Raw genomic sequence first — 20,366 nt, forward strand, 5'->3', positions numbered from 1 at the left:
TTATCTATGGTTCTTAGGAAACTCTATCAATATAGTGCTTCCTTTCTTAATATCTTTCCAGTGTTTAGTATCAAACTGAATTCCTACAACACCACAAGTAGTTACATGGGCAATAGGTTTGTTACCAAATTTGTTCACAAAACTATTAATACCGTGGTCATGACTAAATACAATGGCACTATCAAAACTATCATCAAGTGCTTTTACTGTTTTTACTAAATAACCATCACTAAAATTATATAACTGACGTTTTATTTTAAGGTTTGACAATGGATATCCAAAGTTTTCACAAAAAATAACCGCTGTATGCAGTGCTCTATTGGCACTACTAGAAAGAAAAACATCAGGTTTGTTAATTTTCTTAGCTAGGTATTTTGACAAAAGATGGGCATCATTAATACCACGTTCTTTTAAAGGTCTATCAATATCTTTAACGCTATCATACTCCCATGATGATTTAGCGTGACGAACGATATATAGTGTTTTCATTCAAATATAAATACTATGTAAATATAAAACTAAGGAGCTAAACGTTCAAGTTTCCAAGAAAAATCTTTTTGTAACGTGTATCGAATGCGATCGTGCATACGATTTGGGCGTCCTTGCCAAAACTCAATAGAAACAGGTTTTACTAAAAAGCCCCCCCAGTGTTTAGGTCTTGGAATTTCTTGATTTTCAAATTGTTTTTCAAAAGAAACTAACCTTTGGTCTAGTTCTTCACGTGATGTAACTACGTTACTTTGTTCAGAAGCCCAAGCTCCTAATTTGCTTCCATCAGGTCTCGATTCAAAATAGCCATCAGATAGGTTTTTTGCCAGTTTTTCAGCAGTACCTTTAATAATGATTTGTTGTTCTAAGCCAGACCAAAAGAAAGATAAACACACGTGGTTGTTATTTAAAATAGCTTTTCCTTTTTCTGAATTGTAATTGGTGTAAAAAATAAACCCTTCCCAAGTATATTTTTTTAACAAAACAACTCTACTTTTCGGAAAACCATCCAACCCTATAGATGCTATAGTCATAGCATTGGCTTCATCTACCAACTCAGATTCGTCGGCAACAAAAAACCAATCTCTAAATAACTCAATTGGATTTTCAGGACAGTTGCTTTCTAACAACTCTTTTTTCTCATAAGATTTTCTGTAGTCACTTAAATCGTGTGCCATTACTGTTAATTTATACTATGTAAAAGTACAATTTTTCAAATGTATAGATGTTTTTATGCACTAAAATTTAGCAAGATTTGTATAATCAAAAGTAAGAAAGGCGTAGGGTGAAAAGTATCTGCTATCAGTTTAGATGTTTAAAACAGTTCGTCTTTAAAATTATACGATTGGGTAGTTCTTTTTATGTAAAGGTTTTAAAAGAAGACAGTTTTGTACCATCAAAAAATCAAAATAATGAAACACTTTTTAGGTATTGTATGTCTTTTTATTCAGGTTTTAGCTGTTGCACAAACCACTATTTCAGGAAAAATAACAGATAATCAAGGAAATCCAATTACAGGAGCAAATGTATATTTAGAAGGTACTTATGACGGAACTTCATCTGATGAAAAAGGAAATTTTTCGTTTACTACTTCTGAAACAGGAAAGCAAACGTTAGTTGTGTCTTTTATTTCTTTTGAAAACTATACAAAAACGGCAGATGTTACTGAATTTAAAAATATATCAATAGCGCTTCGTGAAGATGTAATCACTTTAGATGCTGTAACCATTAACGCAGGAACTTTCGAAGCTGGTGATAATGCTAAGGTAACTGCCTTAAAACCGTTAGATGTAGTAACTACCGCAAGTGCTTTGGGAGATTTTGTTGGAGCTTTACAAACCTTGCCAGGAACTTCTTCGGTAAGTGAAGACGGACGATTGTTTGTACGTGGTGGTGAAGCTGATGAAACACAAATTTTTATTGATGGAATTCGAGTATTTACACCTTATACACCTACCGCACGTAATATTCCAACACGTGGACGCTTTTCTCCTTTTTTGTTTAAAGGAATTAGGTTTTCAACAGGAGGGTATTCAGCAGAGTATGGTCAAGCATTATCAAGTGTTTTATTGTTAAATACGAATGATGAAACAGTAAAAGAAAAAACAGATATATCATTAATGACAGTTGGTTTAGGTGTAGGTAATACACAGGTGTTTGGTAAAAATTCATTAAGTGTAAATGCATCGTATATCAATTTAGCACCTTATCAAGAGTTGTTTCCAGATAGAAATATATGGAATAAACCAGTACAATCATTAAACGGTGAAGCGGTTTACCGATTTAAGTTTGATAATGAATCGCTGTTAAAGTTGTACGGAGCTTATAGTTATGCAGATTTTGATATGATTCAAGATAACATTAATTATGAAAACGGATTTCACTTTGCTTTACAAAATAGAAACCTGTATTTCAACGGATCGTACAAACAACATTTAGCTAATAATTGGACGATTTCTGGAGGAGCTTCATTTACTAATGATCATTCAAAAATTGGGATTATAGATGATAAGGTGGTTGATAATGAGAATTCAGCTCATTTTAAAACGGTGCTAAAAAAACGATTTTCCAATCGATTTAAACTCAATTTCGGAGCAGAATATTTCGTAACCAATTTTACTGAAGATTATCAAAGCGAAACCAATGGAAATACTACTTACCAATTCAACAATAATATTTTAGGAAGTTTTGCCGAAGCGGATATTTTCTTCTCTAAAAAACTAGGGTCAAAAGTTGGGGTTCGTGGTGAGTATTCAGAATTATTGGGAGAATTTACACTGTCTCCAAGAGCATCAATAGCATATAAATCTGGAGATAATGCTCAATTTTCACTAGCGTATGGACGCTTTTATCAAAACCCGAAGAATGATTATTTAAAATTCAATACGGAATTTAAGGCAGAGAATACTTCACACTTTATAGCTAATTATCAATATGTAAAAGACAATCAGATTTTAAGAATAGAAGGATACTATAAAAAGTATCAAGATTTGGTAAAGTACGATACAGATTTTGCTCAACCCAATTCAAATTATTCAAATTTAGGCGAAGGTTTTTCTAAAGGAATAGATGTTTTTTGGAGAGATAATAAGAATATAAAAAATACAGATTATTGGGTGTCGTATTCATTATTAGATACCAAAAGAGATTATAAAAATTACACAACAAAAGCGACGCCTAATTTTGCTTCAAAACACAATGTGTCAGTAGTAGCAAAGCATTGGATTGCCGATTGGAAAAGTCAAGTAGGAATGAGTTATAGTTTCGCATCTGGAAGAAGTTATACCGATCCTAATACTAGTGGGTTTTTAAATCAAAAAACTAAAAACTACAACTCTGTAAGTGTGAATTGGGCGTATTTAATCAGTCAACAAAAAATCTTGTATTTCTCAGTAAACAATGTGTTAGGTAGCCAAAATGTATTTGGGTATAATTACAAGGATACTCCGAATTCAACAGGTGTTTATGATCGACAAGCAATTGTGCCGTCAGCTGATCGATTCTTTTTTGTAGGGTTCTTTTGGACTATTAGTGATGATAAAAAAGATAACCAACTAAACAATTTATAGTTTTTTAAGTAAGAGAATACATTTAGTTAGATTTCTTATCACTCGTTCTTTCGAAATGACTAATATTTATATAGTTCGTCATTTCGAACAAAGTGAGAAATCTAAAAAAGATAACAACTCAGTCATAAAAAAATAACAGCTCAGTGCTCTTTATTATGAGAGCAATAGCAATCACAAGATATTTGAAGTATTAATTAAAACTAATCAGAAAAATGAAAAAAATCATCACACTTTTAGCCATTGTATTTGCTGTAAATGTATCAGCACAAAGTCAATATGAAAAAGGAATGACCAAAGCGTTTGAGTTATGGAAAACAAATAAAACTACAGAAGCAGCTCAGTTGTTTGAAAGAATTTCAAAAGCAGAAAAAGACAACTGGTTGCCATCTTATTATGCTGCGACTATTGAAATTGTAGAGAGTTTTCAAATTAAAGACGAGACAACTTTAACTGCTAAACTAACCAAAGCACAAGGTTTTTTAGATGTTGCTAAATCGATTTCACCAGAAAATCCAGAAATTTTAATAACGCAAGCTTTGTTGAATATTTCTTATATGGTTTTTGATGGACAAAAGTATGGAATGACCATGTCGATGAAAAACGCAGATTTGTATGCAAAAGCGTTAAAAATAGCTCCTAACAACCCAAGGGTTATTTTAAGTAAGGCAGAGTCTGATATGGGAGCAGCTCGTTTTTTCGGTCAATCTACTGAGCCTTTTTGCAACAACGTAAAAAAAGCTATAGCGCTAGGGAAAGAAGAAAAAATGACCGAAAAGTTTTATCCAAGATTTAATATACAAAGAGCAGAAGAGGTCTTAAAAAAATGTAGGAAGCCTTAAGTTGTATCTTTTGTGCAGTAATTCCGAGTGGATTGGAAGGTAATCGAATCCATTCGGAATTATAGTTATTTATCGTTTTTTTATATCGTATCTAAAATTCAGTACTTTCAATCCGTAAAATGTCAATTCTTGGTTTGCTGTTATTTTGTTGTTCTCTGAAGATACCGTCAAACTATCTTTAAAGGATTTTATAAACTTAGTCCATAAATTTCCTTTTTTATCTTTTAATAAAAAGTAAAATCCGCTATCTCCAATTTTTCTTCCAGCTGACTTTAAAATTAGTTCCCCATTTTCACCAACAATTGGTTGTAAAATTACTGTTGCATTTCCGTTTGGTAATGGAAAAATAGCTTTTATGCAAACTTTTCCATTTGGGATTTTACAAGTTTCATAAACACCTGAATAGACTACTTGAAAAGTTTGTTTAAATGTTCTTAACCAAATTATTCGTTTTACTTTCTCTGTTGCTTTATCAGTTAGTTGAACAATCTCACTATTCATTTCTTTTGAGTTTTTATTACTACTCAAAGGAATATTTAGTTGTTGAAGTCTATTACTAAAAAGTAATTTTAGTAAATGTCCGAAAAGGAGAAAAAAAGGATTCCATTTTGTTGTCAAGTCAAATTCATAGTTGCTTGTATTTTCATAAAAATCAATGACGTCTTTTGAAAGTTTATTTAGGTCAGAAGAAGGTAGATTTAACTGTTCAATCGATTTTAAAAGACCTTTGGGTTCATTGGATTTACAGATTGATAAATTTTCATTTTTTGCTAATTGTTCAATAAATTTTGATCCAATACCATTTATTTCACCAAATGGACCTAAAAGCCATTTGTGTTTTGATTGATCGATTTGTTTACCAAAAAGAATAACCCATTGTTGGGTAATCCAATCTTGTATGCTTTGGTTTTTACTAGCTATGCTCATTATGCTTGATATCTATTAAGCAAAAGGAATAAAGTTTGATTGATTTTTCCATTTTCCAAATTCGCTTAAAGGTTTAAATCTAAGAGTAGTAAATTCAAAATGAAAATCTTTCCTTTCCCTTTCTTTCATTGAGTTCGAATGTCTTTTAGGGTTTTCTATTACACTATGACCATGAACCATATTGGTCATTTCTCTTTCAGTTTTCCAAATTGAAAATGTTGAAACTGTATTAGGAAACTTTACTGAAGCTAATGCAAGTGTTGTTCCTGGATGATCTCTTACAAGTTTTTCAACTGGTCTTCCCCAATGAATAAATCTAGGTACTTCAAAAGGTTTCATTCTAGCTATAGTTACAGCAACTACTGGAGAATTTGGGTTTTCTAATTTGTCTTTATCTAGAGGTATCTTGAAACCACTGAATTTACCCCATTCTCTAATAAAAGATAATCGTACGTGCCACCCTTTTGAAAGAATTTTCCCAAAAGTGTCTTGTTCCAAGTAATTTTCAAGCGAAATTTCATTTTCCCACTGCATAAAAACAGCTACTTGTTTTATTAAGATTCTAGATGTAGAAAGGATTGGGGAGCCTAGAGTCATTGCTGTCATATATTCTGAATGAATTAGTCCTTTCGTGTTTTTGGAGATAGGATTCGAGAATATTCTTTTTACCGATTCAAATAAAGGAAGTTCGATTAAATGATAAGAGAATATATTCATCTTGATTGAATAATTAGTTTTTAAGTGTTTTAAAATTACAGGAAGAGATTTGTATGTGTTTAATTTCTTTTTTTAAGTATCCAATTTAGTAAATTAAAACCTATATGAAAATCCGCGAGGATTTTTAGAAGTAGGCGAGAAAAAGCAATTACTTATAGCCATTGTTGTACACAGTTATTTTTTAATTCAACATCTTTCCTTTCTCATCAAACAATTTAAAACTTTTATAAGAAGTCGATAAGAATGATTTTTTTTCTTTAGTCACCAATTCCTCAAACTTATAGTCTAACAATTCAAAACCCTTTGGAATTCCTAACATCAATAAGTTTCCATTATTTAATAAAACAAAGCGTACATACTTTCTTTTCGGAAATGACACATATAGAGAAATTGCATTTTTAAAGTCCAATTCGTCTACTAATTCCTTTGGCATATCTTCGGTCACTCTGTTTCTGTGATTAACAAATGACTTGTCGGTTGTGAATTTTATGTAAACCCTATTTTCTTTATTATCATTGATAATTTTCTGTAAGAATGAATGTTTCTCAACACTAGATTTCAAATTGCTTTTTTTGTCAATAAAATTTTGAAGTGGCGTTATTTCCTCTCCGATTGCCATTGTTAAGTCGTAAATAATTTTTCCATCAGAGTTTTTGTCAATAAGTTCCGCTTGCCAACAGTCTCCGCCGAAACTGTAAGAATAAATATTTGCGATTATTGAGGATTTGATTTCAAAGCTATCCAACGTTTGCTTTTCACGATAAAGCAAATCGTATAATTGTTTGTTGGGGTTTTCAATTCTTGATTTTATTTCTTTAGGAAGAAATGGAATTAGATTTTCAATGTCTTTCTCTAACTGAGTTTTTTCAATACTATCTTTAACAAAATATTGATAGTTTTTTAGAGTATTATAAAAATGAAGCTTATTAAAAGCATCAATTTCTTTGTCTTTAATTATTTCAAAAACTGTATTCTTGAAATATTCTTGTTTGTCCGAATTTAAGTTAGCATATGCTTTTGCGATTTTGCTACCATTTGAAAAATAATGGGTTCGGGTTGTATCATTAATTCTTATGTTAGAACCTAATAAGATTTTATCAATATATATATCCAATTTCGCAAGTTCTTCTATATACGTTTTTCTTGCATTTGAAGCAATATTACTATTTGCATTTCTGGAAACATTATCATTCATTATGTTTAAGAACGACTTTATAAAAACAATCCAATTTTGAGTTTTGGAAGCCAAATTAGCAATCCTTTTTTGTTGGATTATTGGTCCGTTGTCAAAACTACAAGTTCCAACTTGTCTATTTTGTCTCATTAATTCCAAAGCTCTTTTCTCCGAAATAAGTTGAGCAGTAAAATCCTCTAAATCTCCGTTTGAGACTTTGTTTTTTTCTGCGTAATCTAAAGCTTCTAATAAAAGGTTTTTAAAATTACTATCATTGGTATAAAGGCTGTCAGCAAATTTCTCTTTTTTAGATTGCCATTCATTTAATTCGTTTCTACGAGTGATATAATCTTGTTCTTTTCTATAAGGAGGTTTTTCGGTTTTTAGTTCATAGTAATTTACTAATGAGTCAATAATGGTTCTTTTATATGGTTTAAATTCATTTGACTTGTCGTCATTATCATAAAAAATAGATGTTTCTGGCTTTACTATTAAGTCTGTATAGTTTATCCAATCTGAAAGTCTTTTTGGAATGCTGATTGATTTGAATTCATTATTCAAATAAAAGCCACGAATCGTAGTTATGCTATCCCTTTTACTTGTATAACTAGAGTGAAAATGTTTTAAGTTTTTATGGTTTAGGGAATCATTAAATGATAACTTAATGCCATGGTTTTGATTGTTTGCAATTTCAAAAGATTTTATTTCTAATTTCTTTTTATTTTTATAGTCAGAATAGATGTTTCTTATTACCAATAAATCATTGTCAACTTGTAATCCTTTGAATTTATTTTGTAGTTGTTCTAGGTTCTCTGACTTCTTTAATTCAGTGAGGAAACTTTTTGGGTCTTTTGTAATGATTTCGAAATAACTGCCTGACGTCTGTGGAAGTGAGTAAAAATTAGGCGTTTTACTTTGACTGTAATTCACTTCCAAGCCATTTATAATGGAATCAAGTTTTGGAATATCACTTTCATTAATTATTGAATTTTGACAGAAAATATTTCCCGAAATCAATAATGTTAGCAGTATGTAAAATGATTTTTTCATAATTGTTTACGGCGGTTTGTATAAGAATAGTAAAGGGTTAAAATGCACTTACTTTTCAAACTAGCGGACTTTATTAATATGCACCAACTTTGGGTTTGGCACTTAACCCTTATTATTTTTATACTTTGTTGTAAGTAGTTATTTTCCCTTGTAATGGCATTCTCCTAAGGTTTTTCCACTTCCGCAAGGACAAGGGTCATTTCTAGACATAAAACTCTCTTTTACGACAAAATCAGGTTCACCTTTAAATTCCCCTTTTTTACCTGTTTCGACTATTTTTAATATTTCTTCAAATTCTTTTTTTGCTCTAGCTTTATCTTTGTCTGTTGGTTTTAATTTAGCAGATAATTCTAAGTCAAAAAGATTATCCCAAATTTCAAATGTTTCAGTTTCTTTATCAGGCGGAACTTCAGACCAGTTTTCACTTGTGTTTAATGCTTGAAACTTCGCTAAATCATCTTTCAAAGATTTTAAGGAGATAAAGCGGACATTTTTTGGCTTGATTACATTGAAAAGAGAAATTAAAAATTTATCATTTGTACTAAATACGTTTGAAAATGGTGCGTAAAATAAATATTCTAAATCTAATAAATTGGTTAATCTATCTCCGAAAAGGTTATTATTCATACCAATGAAAAACATTGAAACAATCGAATAACAATAATATGCGTATTCTGCAAACTCTTCTAATTGATAAACACTTCCATTATTATATCTGTTTAAAATCTCTTTCTTTTTATCTTCTTCTATCTGAAAATATTCAAGCATTAGGATAAGAGTATCCTCTTCTTCCATTTCAATATTTATTCGCTCAAAAAATCGCTCTTTTAATTCCTCAAATTTTTCAGGATTTGTAGCCTTTGTGTTTGTGACTTTTATATTTTCTAAATGTTCAAATTTATTTTTAAAATTATTTATTACATTTTCATCTTTAGATTCATTTCTCCATAAAGTCGAAGTTATTTCATCAATTGATTCGAAGTTTCCCACTTTCCAACGTTTAATAGATTCTTCTTCTTCAGTTTCCTTAAAGGTCAATCCGTTTTTATCTTCTGTTGTTATGGATTCGTTCGCAATTAAAAATGGGCGATTTTCGCTATCAGTAAACTTTCCAAGAAATGAATATTCTATAATTAATTTACAAGGCATATTAACATAAGAATTATATGGAAATAATTTTTTGGATAAATTTATTACCTCCTCCTTTGGTGGTTTTCTTCCAGCCTTTTCTTCTTTTGATAAATCCCCTAAAATTTCTGAAACCAAAAGGGGTGTTATATTGACTCTATAGTATCTGTGTAATTCAATAATATCTCTGTAATTTAGACCTTGAAAAGTAGATTTATCTAATACAATTGGTACTGACATTATTGGTTGTTTTAATTACTTACAACGGTTGGGCTATGGTTTCGTTGCGGAAAAATCCGCAGGATTCTTTCCGCCGTAGCCGAAAGATAGTAAAAAAGCGTGGAATTTTCGGCAGAAAATTCCGCCGCAATGAACTATAGCCGGTGTTGGGTTTTAGTGCTTTTTTGTCCGTTTATAATTCTGTTCCGAAATTTTGGTTTTCCGTTGATTTATTTTTCCGAGTTTGAGTGGGTTCCGTCATTTTTCAATTCCGCAAACCTGTTCAAATTCCGATTGTGTTTTTGTTCGGCAGAGTGGAAGTCAGACATTTTTTTGCGTTCTGTTCTGTTTTCCGTTTTTCCGCATTTTTGTCAAATTCCGCACAGCAATTCAGTCAGCGTTCGAGTGAGCAATTCCGCTGTTGCTTTTCATTCCACGTTTGAGTAGTGATTCCATAAAATTTTGAAATTCGGCACGATAGTTTTTCTGAACTATCTACCTTAAAATTCTGAAAAAATCCGAAAATAAAACCAGGCTTTTTTCAGTTGCGCAAACTTGCTCCAGCATTAAACCCAACTAGTTTATATACAGAATAATTTTACCATTATACTCCTTTTTTGGCAGGATAAGCAGAAGTTTTTAGCAATTTTATTCTTTTTCATTTTACGAACTAAATATAGTGAAAAAAGAAACATAGCTTCTTGTCAAAAAAAAAGCCCTCTAAAAAGAGGGCTTGAAATATATTGTAGAAAAAATATTAAGCGAATAAACTATCAATCTTTTCTTTTTCTTCTTGTGCTAAAGCGGCATCAACTAAGATACGTCCACTGTGCTCATCAATTGTAATTTTCTTACGGTTAGCAATTTCTAACTGCACCTGTGGTGGAATGGTAAAGAAAGAACCTCCAGCGGCACCACGCTCAATAGCTACAACAGCTAATCCGTTACGTACTTTAGTTCTAATTCTTTTATAAGCAGATAATAAGTGATCGTCGATAGATTGAGAGAACTCTTCTGATTTTTCTTTTAATAACTGCTCTTCTTTTTCAGTTTCTTTTAAGATAGCATCTAATTCGCCTTTTTTGTGAGTTAAATGGTTTTCTTGTTGTGCTAATTTCTCTTTAGTATTCTCGATAACCTCATTCTTTTGAGCGATTTTAGCTTTGAATTCTTTAATTCTTTTTTCTGATAATTGAATTTCTAATTCTTGATATTCAACTTCTTTTGTTAAAGAATCAAACTCACGGTTATTACGAACGTTTTTTTGTTGTTCTTCGTACTTCTTAATTAATGTTTTAGACTCATCAATAGCTAATTTTTTATTGCTAATATCAGTTTCTAAATTTTTAACATCTTCAGCTAAATTAGAAAGTCTCTTGTTTAATCCGGCAACTTCATCTTCTAAATCTTCAACTTCTAAAGGTAATTCACCGCGAACGTTTCTAATTTCGTCAATTCTAGAATCGATTAACTGTAAATCATATAACGCTCTTAATTTTTCTTCTACCGTTACTTCTTTTTTTGCCATCTGTTAAATATAGTATATTGGATTTGTACTCTTTTCGCTTAAAATAATTGCAAAAGTACTAAAATTTTTGTTAAGATAATCAACTAAAAGATTTTTTGTAAATTGTTCGCTTTCATAATGTCCAACATCGGTAAGTAAGATGTTTTTTTCTGCTTTAAAAAACTCATGGTACTTAAAATCAGCACTAATGTAAGCATCGGCGCCAGCTCGTAAGGCATTTTTAATAGCAAAACTCCCTGAGCCTCCTAGTACAGCTACTTTTTTAATAGGTTTGTCAAGTAGTTCTGAGTGTCGAACACAACCAGTTTTAAAGGTTTCTTTTACAAATAACAAGAAGTCTTTTTCATTCATTGGTGAAGAAAGTTCTCCAATCATTCCCATACCTATATGTTGGTTTTGGTTATCTAAGGTAATAACTTCGTAAGCAACTTCTTCATACGGGTGATTTTTAAAGAGAGCTGAAAGTATTTTTCCTTCTAAATAAGAATCAAATGTTACTGTAATACAGGTTTCTTCTTCAAACATCAATTTACCTTTTTTCCCTACTGTAGGATTTGAATTTTCGTTTCCTCTGTAGCTTCCTTTTCCTTCTACATTAAAAGAACAGTTATCATAATTCCCAATACTTCCTGCGCCGGCTTCAAATAATTTTTCACGTAAATTAGTAGCTTCGGCAAACGGAACATAAGTTGTTAGTTTTTTGATGATTCCTTTTTTAGGAATCAAAGTTTTCATGTTTTCTAACCCCAAAACTTCTCCCATTTTAGCTGAAACTCCATTGTTAACATTATCTAAAGCTGTATGTGTAGCATAAATAGCAATGTTGTGTTGAATAGCTTTTAATACGACGCGTTCTACATAATTGTTACCGTTAATCTTTTTCAATCCGCTAAACACAATAGGATGAAAACTCACAATAAGATTACAGTTATTAGCAATTGCTTCATCTACAGTTTCTTCAAGGGTATCTAATGTGACTAAAACTCCAGTAACTTTAGTAGTATAGTTTCCTATTAGTAAGCCAACATTATCAAAATCTTCAGCATATGAAAGTGGAGCTAATTGTTCAATGTAATTGGTAACGTCTTTTATTTGCATTTTTTTGAGTTTGAAAGTTGTAAAGTTACAAAGTTTAAAAGTTTTTGTGTTGTAAGTGTAAAAACTAATTTAGTACTTTTGAAGTAATGAAACTACTTCGATTTTTATTATTTCCGTTTGCTGTTTTGTATGATGTAATTACGAGGATTCGTAATTGGTTTTTTAATTTGGGGATTTTAAAATCTACTTCTTTTGATATTCCTGTAATTGCTGTTGGTAATTTAAGTGTAGGAGGAACAGGAAAATCTCCACAGATTGAATATTTGATACGATTATTGAAAGATGATTATAATATTGCTGTTTTAAGTCGTGGATATAAACGTAAAACAGAGGGGTTTCAAGTAGTAAATGATACCCATACTGCAGAAGATGTAGGAGATGAACCTTTACAGTTTTATAAGAAGTTTAAAAAAGATGTTACCATAGCTGTGGATGCTGATAGAACGAATGGAATTCAACAGTTGTTACAGCGCAATAATCCGCCAGAAATTGTATTGTTAGATGATGCTTATCAGCATAGAAAAGTAACGGCGAGTAGTTATATTTTACTCACAAAGTATAACGATTTATTTGTAGATGATTTTTTATTACCTACAGGAAATTTACGAGAAAGTAGGAGAGGGGCTAAACGAGCAAAGATGATTGTGGTTACGAAATGTCCTGAAAATTTATCTGAAGTAGCGCAAGAAAAAATAGTGAGAAAACTCAATCCAAAGCCATATCAAAAAGTATTCTTTACAACAATAGCTTACGATGAGAATTTAAAAGGAACAAATGAGTTAACAATTGATGATTTGCAGGATAAAGAAGTGTTGTTAGTGACGGGAATTGCGAATCCGACTCCTTTATTGAATTTTTTGAAAGAAAAGAAAGTAAGTTTCAAGCATCTAAACTTTCCTGACCACCATAATTTTACGAATCAAGATATTGAGAATATCAAGAAATCATATGAAACATTAACTTCTCAGCAAAAAATCATACTAACTACCGAAAAGGATTATATGCGTTTAGAAGGAAAGGTTGATTCTCTTAATTATATCTCTATAAAAAGTCACTTTATAAGTGAAGAGAAAGTTTTTAACTCTTTGGTGTTGAGTGAAGTAAAAAAGATAAACTAAATAACTCGTTCGTCAGCTTTATAAGCACCTCGTCGATGTAAAATCCATTGAGCTTCGTCTAATGGATTCACTCCTTTAAAAGGTCTTGACTCTCCTTCTCCTTCAGGACACACGTCATAACCATGAAAAACCATTCGTAAACGTATACGACCACTACAAATAGTATTTAATTTAATACTTAAATCTAAAGAAGTAGCAACAGGAATCGTTCCTGTAAGATGCATCATTTCATTTTGAAAAGTAGGAGAGTTAATAGTAGCTCTTCTCGTAGTAAGTTCTGAAATAATTTTACTTAAAAACTCTTCATTTGTTTTTATTTCAAAGCGAACTAAAGGTTCCAGCAAATGTGTTCCACCAGCTTGTAAACCTTTCATGATTCCCATAGGAGTAGCTAAGTTAAAATCACCAGGTCTTGAATGTACATTATGATCTTCTCCTTTAATCAATGTTATTTTTACATCGGTTACTTCCCAGCCAAGTAAACCTTGTTCTAAAGCTTTAGGAATCGTTCTGGCTATTTCGTTTTGATATTTGTTATGAATGTCGTTTTTAGAAACAATAGATTGGTAACTAACACCAGAATTTAAAGGAGCTGGTTCAATTAAAAAAGTCATGATTGCCCAACAAGGTTTAGGCATCCAATAACGAACATAACCTTCTGCGGCTTTGCTTATGGTTTCTTTATAAACAATTTGAGGCTCTGTAAAAGTAGCTGGTATTGAAAATCGCTCTAATAAAACATGTGTAAGCACTTCAATTTGCATATCTCCCATTAGTAACAATAATAATTCTTTTTCGGGTTTATGCCATTTGAACTGTAGCGTTGGATCTTCTCTGTCTATGATTTGTAAAGCCTGCGCTAAAGCATTGTAATCTTTATCATTATCAGGTATTACTTGTACACTCAAAACAGGCGTGTTTAATTCTGGTAGTTTTGGAATTCCTTCGGGGTTGCCAAGAATGTCTCCTGTTTTTGTATCAACAACACCTGTAATAATTCCGATATCACCAGTTTTAATAGTAGTGTCAATATGTTTGGTATGATGAAAAACTTTTGATTGGTTTATTTTAGTTTCTACAGCTTGTGTGTGATTATAAATAACCGACTTAGAGGATAACTCACCCGAAAAAACTTTTACATGTGCCATAACACCATGAGTTTTATGATGTTCCAACTTGTATACATAAGCAGAAGTTTCTTGTGTGGCAGTATTTTTATCTGGTTTGATGAAACTTGTTAATCCATCTAATAATTCCTTTACACCAATGTTGTTTTTAGCAATTCCAACAAATACAGGAGAAATTAAAGCTTTGGAAGTGTTTTTTACAATAGATTTTATATAGGTCTCATCAGTAATGGTGTGACCGTTTAAGTATTGTTCTAGTAAACTTTCATCGGTTTCAATTAACTCTTCTAAAATGGCTTCTTTTTGTTCTTTGGTAATTAAATCATCATGAAAAATAGGACTAATACAAGCAGCATCTAATCCTTCATGATGACTGGTATAGATAGACACAGTTTTAATTTGAAGCTCATCTTTTATCTGTTCTAAAACATTCTCTGTATCTGCTCCTTGTCGGTCAATTTTATTAATGAAAATTATTGTAGGGATTTTTAGTTTTTGCAAAGCATCCGCAATAGTTAAGGTATGAGCTTGTACACCTTCAACAGCCGAAACAACTAAAACAACAGCATCTACCACACATAATGTTCTTGCAACTTCACTAGAAAAATCTACGTGTCCAGGAGTATCTATAAGATTAACTTTAGTATTGTTCCAAATAAAAGAAGTGGTTGCTGCTTTTATGGAAATTCCACGTTCTTTTTCCAGTGCTAAACTGTCAGTAACAGTAGAACCTTTATCTACACTTCCGATATTTCTTATAGCTCCTGTATGGTATAATAAATGTTCGGTTAAAGTAGTTTTACCAGCATCTACATGCGCTAAAATTCCTATGTTAAGAATGTTAGAATATTCCATTAATCAATAATATCTTATAAAGAGAGAGATAGTTTGTTAAAATTTCTCTTTTGCTTCAGTTCGTAGTTGCTTAATGTCTTGTTCGTCTTTACGTGGACAAATTACCAAAACATCATCTTTTTCTACAATAATAAAATCTTGTAACCCTTGGACCACTACTTTTTTACCGTTTTTAGTGCTGACCATATTTCCGTTGGCGTCTTTAAATATAGTTGTGGCTCCAACTGTTGCGTTTTGATGAGTGTCTTTACCTAGTTTGTTATATAAAGAACCCCAAGTTCCCAAGTCATCCCAACCAAAATCTACAGGGAGTACATGTACTTTTTCAGAGCGTTCCATGATTCCGAAATCGATAGAAATGTTTTCACATTTTTCATAGTTACGTTTAATAAAATCATCTTCAAAATTGGTGTTGTACACGTTGTCTTCGGTTTCTAAAATGTTTACCATTTCAGGAAGATGTTTTTTAAAGGAATCTAAAATGCTAGAAACAGACCAAACAAAAATACCAGCATTCCATAAATAGTCGCCACTCGCTAAAAACTGAGTAGCTTTTTCTAGGTTCGGTTTTTCGGTAAAGGTTTTTACTTTTTTTATATCGGAAGAATTTTCTTCAAACTGAATATAACCATAACCTGTATTTGGATGACTCGGTTGTATTCCTAGAGTCATTAATATATCTTCTTGAGAACAAGCGTTAAAAGAAGTTTCTATATTCTTAATAAATTCTGTTTCATTTTCTATCCAATGATCCGATGGCGCTACCAACATCACAGCATTTTCATTTTGCTGACGGATTTTTAACGCAGCATATAAAATACAAGGAGCAGTATTACGCATTGTAGGTTCAAGTAATAGCTGTTTGGCGCTAATTTTAGGAAGCTGCTCTAATACTAATTCTTCATAACGTTTATTAGTGGCAATTAAAATATTTTCAGAAGGAATTAATTGATTAATTCTACTAAAAGTTCTTTGCAGTAAAGATTCACCACTTCCTAATAGGTCGTGAAATTGTTTTGGGTACTTTTCAGTACTTACTGGCCAAAGACGAGAACCTACACCTCCCGCCATAATTACTGCGTAATAATTAGTGTTCATACTATTTTGTTTATTTAGAAACGACTAGCTTCACTTCTGCATTTTGGTTGAATAGATACACGCGTTTGTTTTCTAAATTTAAACATTCATAGCGTGTTCTACGTTTATTTCCTCTTTTGTAAAGTGTTTCTTTAAACTGAAAAACACTTCCGTTAGGAATTTCAAAGATAAAATTCTTTCCATCTTCTGATTTTCCTTCTCGTAGTGCTAATGATAAATTTACATCGGCATCTGTACTGGCTTTTGGGTTTTTTAAATAGTTAGCTAAATAAGGTAGAATATTTTTTGGATAAATATCAGGCTGTAAAAAAGGTAGCATTAAATGTTGGAAAACTGTTTTCCATTCTTTACCATGAGGTTGTACTCTTCCAAATTTTTGATAGGTAACATGATGTGCAATTTCATGAACTAAAGTCAACAAAAACTGATATGGGTTTAAGTTGTTATTCACCGTAATTTGCATGTGACCATTTGGTAAGCGACGAAAATCACCATGTTTGGTTTGGCGTTCACTCACTATTTTTAAATTGATTTTATGCTCAATAATTAAATATTCAACTAACGGAATAGCTTCTTCAGGGATGTATTTAATCAATATTTTTTTCAAATGTAGTACTTGAATTTAAGGAGTAGAACTTGAAACTTGTAATACTTTTCCGTTGTAGTATTTGTTACCTGTTAAAGCAAAATCAAAAATATAAGTAGCCATTTCTTTAGCTGATAATGGAGCGATATAACCAGGGAAAGCCTCTTCTAACATTTCTGTTTGTACAGCCCCTAAGGCTAATACATTAAAAGCTATTTGTTGTTCTTTATATTCTTCAGCTAATAATTCTGATAAGGTTATTACAGCACCTTTGGCAGAGCTATAAGCGGCTAGTCCAGGAAATTTCATGCTTCCTTGTATTCCGCCCATACTACTCACTGTTACTACATGACTCCCTTGTTGCATAAAAGGCAGTAGGTTTTTAGTCAATTCAGCAACTGCAAAAACATTCACTTTATAAACTTCTTCAAAATCTTGAGTAGTTAATTGTTGAAAAGGTTTATTAATCAATTTTCCTGCATTATTGATAAGAATATCTACCTTTTTCCATTCAGTTGAAACAAAATCAACCGCTTTTTTTATATCCTTTTCGTCAGATAAATCGACAGAGATGGTTGTGATGTTTGGGTGATTTACTTGTTCTAAAGGTTTTGTATTTCTTGATAGAGCTAAGACTTGATGTCCTTGATTAGCAAACTGCTGCGCTAATTCAAAACCAATACCTCTACTAGTTCCAGTAATAACAATGTTCTTCATGTAATTGTCAAAATTTAAAAAGGCAAGCTACATAAAAATCACTACATTTATTGCTTAATCATTCTTAAATTATCATGAAAAAAAGACTTTTTTTAGCGCTATTCTTAACAATGTCAATTACTACATTTGCTCAAAACACCTATATATTTTGTGGAAAATTAATTGATACAGAAAAAGGTAAAATAAAAGAACAACAAACCGTAATTGTAAAGGATAATAAGATTGTTGATGTGTTAAAAGGCTATGTGAATCCTGAAAACACTGATGATATAACGATAGATTTAAAAGATAAGGTGGTAATGCCTGGATTGATTGATATGCATGTGCATATTGAAAGTGAACACAGTCCAAAGTCGAGATTAGAAAAATATATATTGAATGAAGCTGATAGAGCGTATAATTCAGTAAAATTTGCAGAAACTACTTTGTTAAACGGTTTTACCACAGTAAGAGATTTAGGAGGAACTGGAGTTAATATTTCTTTAGCCAAAGCAATTAAAGCAGGTAAAATTACAGGTCCTAGAGTATTTACAGCAGGAAAATCTTTAGCAACTACGGGTGGGCATGCGGACCCAACGAATGGAAGTAGTAGAGAGTTGATTGGGAATCCTGGTCCAAAAGAAGGAGTCGTAAACTCTGTTGAAGATGCAAAAAAAGCAGTTCGTCAACGTTATAAAAATGGAGCAGATTGTATAAAAATTACAGCTACGGGAGGAGTGTTAAGTGTGGCTAAAAGTGGAGACAATCCGCAATTTAATATTGATGAAATAAAAGCAATTTGTGAAACTGCAAAAGATTATGGAATGCATGTAGCGGCTCATGCTCATGGAGATGAAGGAATGCAACGTGCTATTATTGGAGGTGTAAAAACTATAGAGCACGGAACGTATATGAGTGATGAAACAATGGAGTTGATGAAAAAGCATGATGCATACTTGGTGCCAACTATTACAGCAGGAAAAGAAGTTGAAGAGAAGGCCAAAGTAAAAGGTTTTTATCCAGAGATTGTAGTACCTAAAGCATTAGCAGTTGGTCCACAAATACAAGGAACTTTTAGTAGAGCTTACAAAAGAGGGGTAAAAATAGCTTTTGGTACAGATGCTGGAGTATTTAAACACGGTAAGAATGGTAAAGAATTTGGGTATATGGTAGAAGCTGGAATGCCTGCTATGGAGACTATACAGTCTGCTACAGTAACTAATGCAGCATTATTAGATATGAAAAATGAGCTAGGACAAGTTAAAAAAGGATTTCTAGCAGATATTATTGCAGTAGATGAAGATCCTACTCAAAACATCCATACGATGGAAAACGTAGTTTTTGTAATGAAAAATGGAGTAGTTTATAAAAAATAAGGATGAATAAAAAAATCTGTTTCTTAATTATTTAGGAAACGGATTTTTTTCTTTTTAATGAAGAGATTATTGTTTGATCAACTCAATTTCAAACAATTTTCCCCAATGTTTTCCGGTAACAAACAAACGATTATTTTCAGCATCGTAAGCAATTCCGTTTAAAACCTCGTCTTGATCTAAAGTTTGTTCTTTTAAAACAGTATCACGTAAATCATCTAAACCAATTAAACCTTCAACCGCACCACTGTTAGGATCTATGATGGCAATGGTAGCTTTACCTTTTCCGTCAGTTTTCCAGTAATTAGAAAAGATTTTACCGTCTATATACTCTATTTCATTTAGTTTGTCTAATGCTCTATCGTGAGTGTACACTTGAATACTTCTTTTTTCTTGTAGATTTTCAGGGTTTAAAAACCAAATTCTATTAGTTCCGTCAGTTTTTATTAATTCAGAATTGTTGTGTGTTAATCCCCAACCTTCATTACTGTTGTTATAATCGAAAGAACCAAGTTGTTTAAAAGTTTCTAAATCATAGATGAAACCTTTACGAGATTGCCATGTTAACCAATAAATTTTATTGTTAAAAATGGTCATTCCTTCTCCGAAGTATTTCGCATCTAAATCAATTTTTTGTAAAACTTTTCCAGTTTTAATCTCCACTTTACGTAAAGTAGATTGCCCTCTACGTCCTGTACTTTCATATAAATATCCGTTTTTATACTCTAATCCTTGAGTATAAGCTTCTTTGTCATGCGGATAGGTGTTAAGAAGTTTATAAGAATATACTACAGGAGCTTTTTTCGCTAAAACTTCAATAGAATTGTTTAGTTTTTTAGATTTATTCGGATAAAAAGCTAAGGCAGTAACAGCATGTTTTCCTACCCCAAAATCGGCTGTATTTATAATTACACTAGCTTCATTTTTGTTAACACGTTTGTTGTTTACATATAACTGAACAGAGTCTATTTGATCGCCCTTCAATTGTTCAAATTTTATAGCTGCTTTTTCACCTAAAGTAGTTTTCTTTGTTGTGTCAAGTTTGAATTTGTAATTGGTTTCACTACAAGAAGTTATCAATAAAGTAGCTAGTCCTAAAGTTAAAAATGTATAAAAACGCATATAATAAAGAGTTGTTTTCTGTGATTTAAAATCTTGTTCTACAAATTAAAGCAAATTATTTGTTTGCAAATTAAAAAAAAGGGTTAAATTTGCACCCTCAAATAGCCATTGCAGGTTTTTGAATTATGAAATGATTATAAAGATTTACCAACTT

The 20,366-nt window shown here is 31.6% G+C and carries 17 protein-coding genes; 4 read left to right on the forward strand and 13 right to left on the reverse strand.

Annotation, left to right across the window (positions count from 1 at the left end; genetic code table 11):
* Together ACKTSU_RS03795 and pdxH are read right to left on the reverse strand one after the other, a co-directional pair.
* On the reverse strand, nt 1-489 hold the full coding sequence (locus ACKTSU_RS03795; protein ID WP_408035014.1) for a SixA phosphatase family protein: 489 nt from the start codon (nt 487-489) through the stop codon (nt 1-3).
* Between the two features lie 29 nt (nt 490-518).
* Nucleotides 519-1,166 carry a pyridoxamine 5'-phosphate oxidase gene (gene pdxH, locus ACKTSU_RS03800; protein WP_408035015.1) on the reverse strand — a complete coding sequence of 216 codons (648 nt, stop codon included), beginning with the start codon at nt 1,164-1,166 and terminating at the stop codon, nt 519-521.
* A 234-nt stretch (nt 1,167-1,400) separates the two neighbouring features.
* Here pdxH and ACKTSU_RS03805 point away from each other — a divergent pair, with 234 nt between their 5' ends.
* Together ACKTSU_RS03805 and ACKTSU_RS03810 are read left to right on the forward strand one after the other, a co-directional pair.
* A complete protein-coding gene (locus ACKTSU_RS03805; RefSeq protein ID WP_408035016.1) occupies nt 1,401-3,557 on the forward strand; it encodes a TonB-dependent receptor in 2,157 nt (718 codons plus the stop codon).
* A gap of 212 nt (nt 3,558-3,769) precedes the next feature.
* Nucleotides 3,770-4,396, forward strand: a complete 627-nt coding sequence (locus ACKTSU_RS03810) for a hypothetical protein (protein WP_408035017.1) — start codon at nt 3,770-3,772, stop codon at nt 4,394-4,396.
* Between the two features lie 69 nt (nt 4,397-4,465).
* Here ACKTSU_RS03810 and ACKTSU_RS03815 read toward each other — a convergent pair whose 3' ends face one another.
* From ACKTSU_RS03815 to ACKTSU_RS03840, 6 genes are all read right to left on the reverse strand, one after another.
* Entirely contained in the window at nt 4,466-5,323 is an 858-nt protein-coding gene (locus ACKTSU_RS03815) for a hypothetical protein (RefSeq protein WP_408035018.1), read from the reverse strand.
* A 15-nt stretch (nt 5,324-5,338) separates the two neighbouring features.
* Nucleotides 5,339-6,040, reverse strand: a complete 702-nt coding sequence (locus ACKTSU_RS03820) for a hypothetical protein (protein WP_408035019.1) — start codon at nt 6,038-6,040, stop codon at nt 5,339-5,341.
* Between the two features lie 181 nt (nt 6,041-6,221).
* Entirely contained in the window at nt 6,222-8,264 is a 2,043-nt protein-coding gene (locus ACKTSU_RS03825) for a hypothetical protein (protein ID WP_408035020.1), read from the reverse strand.
* 138 nt (nt 8,265-8,402) lie between these two features.
* Complete coding sequence (locus tag ACKTSU_RS03830) at nt 8,403-9,632, reverse strand: SEC-C domain-containing protein (protein ID WP_408035021.1); 1,230 nt, start codon at nt 9,630-9,632, stop codon at nt 8,403-8,405.
* A 736-nt stretch (nt 9,633-10,368) separates the two neighbouring features.
* Nucleotides 10,369-11,139, reverse strand: coding sequence for a zinc ribbon domain-containing protein (locus tag ACKTSU_RS03835; RefSeq protein ID WP_408035022.1), 771 nt, complete (start codon nt 11,137-11,139; stop codon nt 10,369-10,371).
* Nucleotides 11,140-11,142: 3 nt separating this feature from the next.
* Nucleotides 11,143-12,237 carry a Nif3-like dinuclear metal center hexameric protein gene (locus ACKTSU_RS03840; RefSeq protein ID WP_408035023.1) on the reverse strand — a complete coding sequence of 365 codons (1,095 nt, stop codon included), beginning with the start codon at nt 12,235-12,237 and terminating at the stop codon, nt 11,143-11,145.
* Nucleotides 12,238-12,323: 86 nt separating this feature from the next.
* On the opposite strand from ACKTSU_RS03840, the gene lpxK reads away from it, so the two are divergent.
* Nucleotides 12,324-13,355 carry a tetraacyldisaccharide 4'-kinase gene (gene lpxK / locus ACKTSU_RS03845; protein ID WP_408035024.1) on the forward strand — a complete coding sequence of 344 codons (1,032 nt, stop codon included), beginning with the start codon at nt 12,324-12,326 and terminating at the stop codon, nt 13,353-13,355.
* On the opposite strand, the gene ACKTSU_RS03850 is transcribed toward lpxK, so the two are convergent.
* The 4 genes from ACKTSU_RS03850 to ACKTSU_RS03865 are packed head-to-tail and all read right to left on the reverse strand — an operon-like array spanning nt 13,352 to nt 17,738.
* On the reverse strand, nt 13,352-15,337 hold the full coding sequence (locus ACKTSU_RS03850; RefSeq protein ID WP_408035025.1) for a GTP-binding protein: 1,986 nt from the start codon (nt 15,335-15,337) through the stop codon (nt 13,352-13,354). The genes lpxK and ACKTSU_RS03850 overlap by 4 nt on opposite strands.
* Before the next feature lie 36 nt (nt 15,338-15,373).
* Nucleotides 15,374-16,435: a mannose-1-phosphate guanylyltransferase gene (locus tag ACKTSU_RS03855; protein WP_408035026.1), complete on the reverse strand. Its 1,062-nt coding sequence runs from the start codon at nt 16,433-16,435 to the stop codon at nt 15,374-15,376.
* A 10-nt stretch (nt 16,436-16,445) separates the two neighbouring features.
* Nucleotides 16,446-17,042: a SprT-like domain-containing protein gene (locus ACKTSU_RS03860; RefSeq protein WP_408035027.1), complete on the reverse strand. Its 597-nt coding sequence runs from the start codon at nt 17,040-17,042 to the stop codon at nt 16,446-16,448.
* A 15-nt stretch (nt 17,043-17,057) separates the two neighbouring features.
* Entirely contained in the window at nt 17,058-17,738 is a 681-nt protein-coding gene (locus tag ACKTSU_RS03865; RefSeq protein ID WP_408035028.1) for an SDR family NAD(P)-dependent oxidoreductase, read from the reverse strand.
* Between the two features lie 74 nt (nt 17,739-17,812).
* On the opposite strand from ACKTSU_RS03865, the gene ACKTSU_RS03870 reads away from it, so the two are divergent.
* Complete coding sequence (locus ACKTSU_RS03870) at nt 17,813-19,093, forward strand: metal-dependent hydrolase family protein (RefSeq protein ID WP_408035029.1); 1,281 nt, start codon at nt 17,813-17,815, stop codon at nt 19,091-19,093.
* Nucleotides 19,094-19,159: 66 nt separating this feature from the next.
* Here the strand turns inward: ACKTSU_RS03870 and ACKTSU_RS03875 are convergent, their stop codons facing one another.
* Nucleotides 19,160-20,212, reverse strand: a complete 1,053-nt coding sequence (locus tag ACKTSU_RS03875) for a glutaminyl-peptide cyclotransferase (RefSeq protein WP_408035030.1) — start codon at nt 20,210-20,212, stop codon at nt 19,160-19,162.
* Nucleotides 20,213-20,366 lie beyond the last annotated feature (154 nt).

The sequence above is a fragment of the Tenacibaculum aestuarii genome (assembly GCF_964510395.1).
In the GTDB taxonomy this organism is placed as follows: domain Bacteria; phylum Bacteroidota; class Bacteroidia; order Flavobacteriales; family Flavobacteriaceae; genus Polaribacter; species Polaribacter aestuarii.

What these genes read in the sequence shown, in the direction of transcription:
- ACKTSU_RS03795 (WP_408035014.1), bottom strand. Translation starts at nt 489, where the DNA reads ATGAAAACACTATATATCGTTCGTCACGCTAAATCATCATGGGAGTAT.
- pdxH (WP_408035015.1), bottom strand. Translation starts at nt 1,166, where the DNA reads ATGGCACACGATTTAAGTGACTACAGAAAATCTTATGAGAAAAAAGAG.
- ACKTSU_RS03805 (WP_408035016.1), top strand. Translation starts at nt 1,401, where the DNA reads ATGAAACACTTTTTAGGTATTGTATGTCTTTTTATTCAGGTTTTAGCT.
- ACKTSU_RS03810 (WP_408035017.1), top strand. Translation starts at nt 3,770, where the DNA reads ATGAAAAAAATCATCACACTTTTAGCCATTGTATTTGCTGTAAATGTA.
- ACKTSU_RS03815 (WP_408035018.1), bottom strand. Translation starts at nt 5,323, where the DNA reads ATGAGCATAGCTAGTAAAAACCAAAGCATACAAGATTGGATTACCCAA.
- ACKTSU_RS03820 (WP_408035019.1), bottom strand. Translation starts at nt 6,040, where the DNA reads ATGAATATATTCTCTTATCATTTAATCGAACTTCCTTTATTTGAATCG.
- ACKTSU_RS03825 (WP_408035020.1), bottom strand. Translation starts at nt 8,264, where the DNA reads ATGAAAAAATCATTTTACATACTGCTAACATTATTGATTTCGGGAAAT.
- ACKTSU_RS03830 (WP_408035021.1), bottom strand. Translation starts at nt 9,632, where the DNA reads ATGTCAGTACCAATTGTATTAGATAAATCTACTTTTCAAGGTCTAAAT.
- ACKTSU_RS03835 (WP_408035022.1), bottom strand. Translation starts at nt 11,139, where the DNA reads ATGGCAAAAAAAGAAGTAACGGTAGAAGAAAAATTAAGAGCGTTATAT.
- ACKTSU_RS03840 (WP_408035023.1), bottom strand. Translation starts at nt 12,237, where the DNA reads ATGCAAATAAAAGACGTTACCAATTACATTGAACAATTAGCTCCACTT.
- lpxK (WP_408035024.1), top strand. Translation starts at nt 12,324, where the DNA reads ATGAAACTACTTCGATTTTTATTATTTCCGTTTGCTGTTTTGTATGAT.
- ACKTSU_RS03850 (WP_408035025.1), bottom strand. Translation starts at nt 15,337, where the DNA reads ATGGAATATTCTAACATTCTTAACATAGGAATTTTAGCGCATGTAGAT.
- ACKTSU_RS03855 (WP_408035026.1), bottom strand. Translation starts at nt 16,435, where the DNA reads ATGAACACTAATTATTACGCAGTAATTATGGCGGGAGGTGTAGGTTCT.
- ACKTSU_RS03865 (WP_408035028.1), bottom strand. Translation starts at nt 17,738, where the DNA reads ATGAAGAACATTGTTATTACTGGAACTAGTAGAGGTATTGGTTTTGAA.
- ACKTSU_RS03870 (WP_408035029.1), top strand. Translation starts at nt 17,813, where the DNA reads ATGAAAAAAAGACTTTTTTTAGCGCTATTCTTAACAATGTCAATTACT.
- ACKTSU_RS03875 (WP_408035030.1), bottom strand. Translation starts at nt 20,212, where the DNA reads ATGCGTTTTTATACATTTTTAACTTTAGGACTAGCTACTTTATTGATA.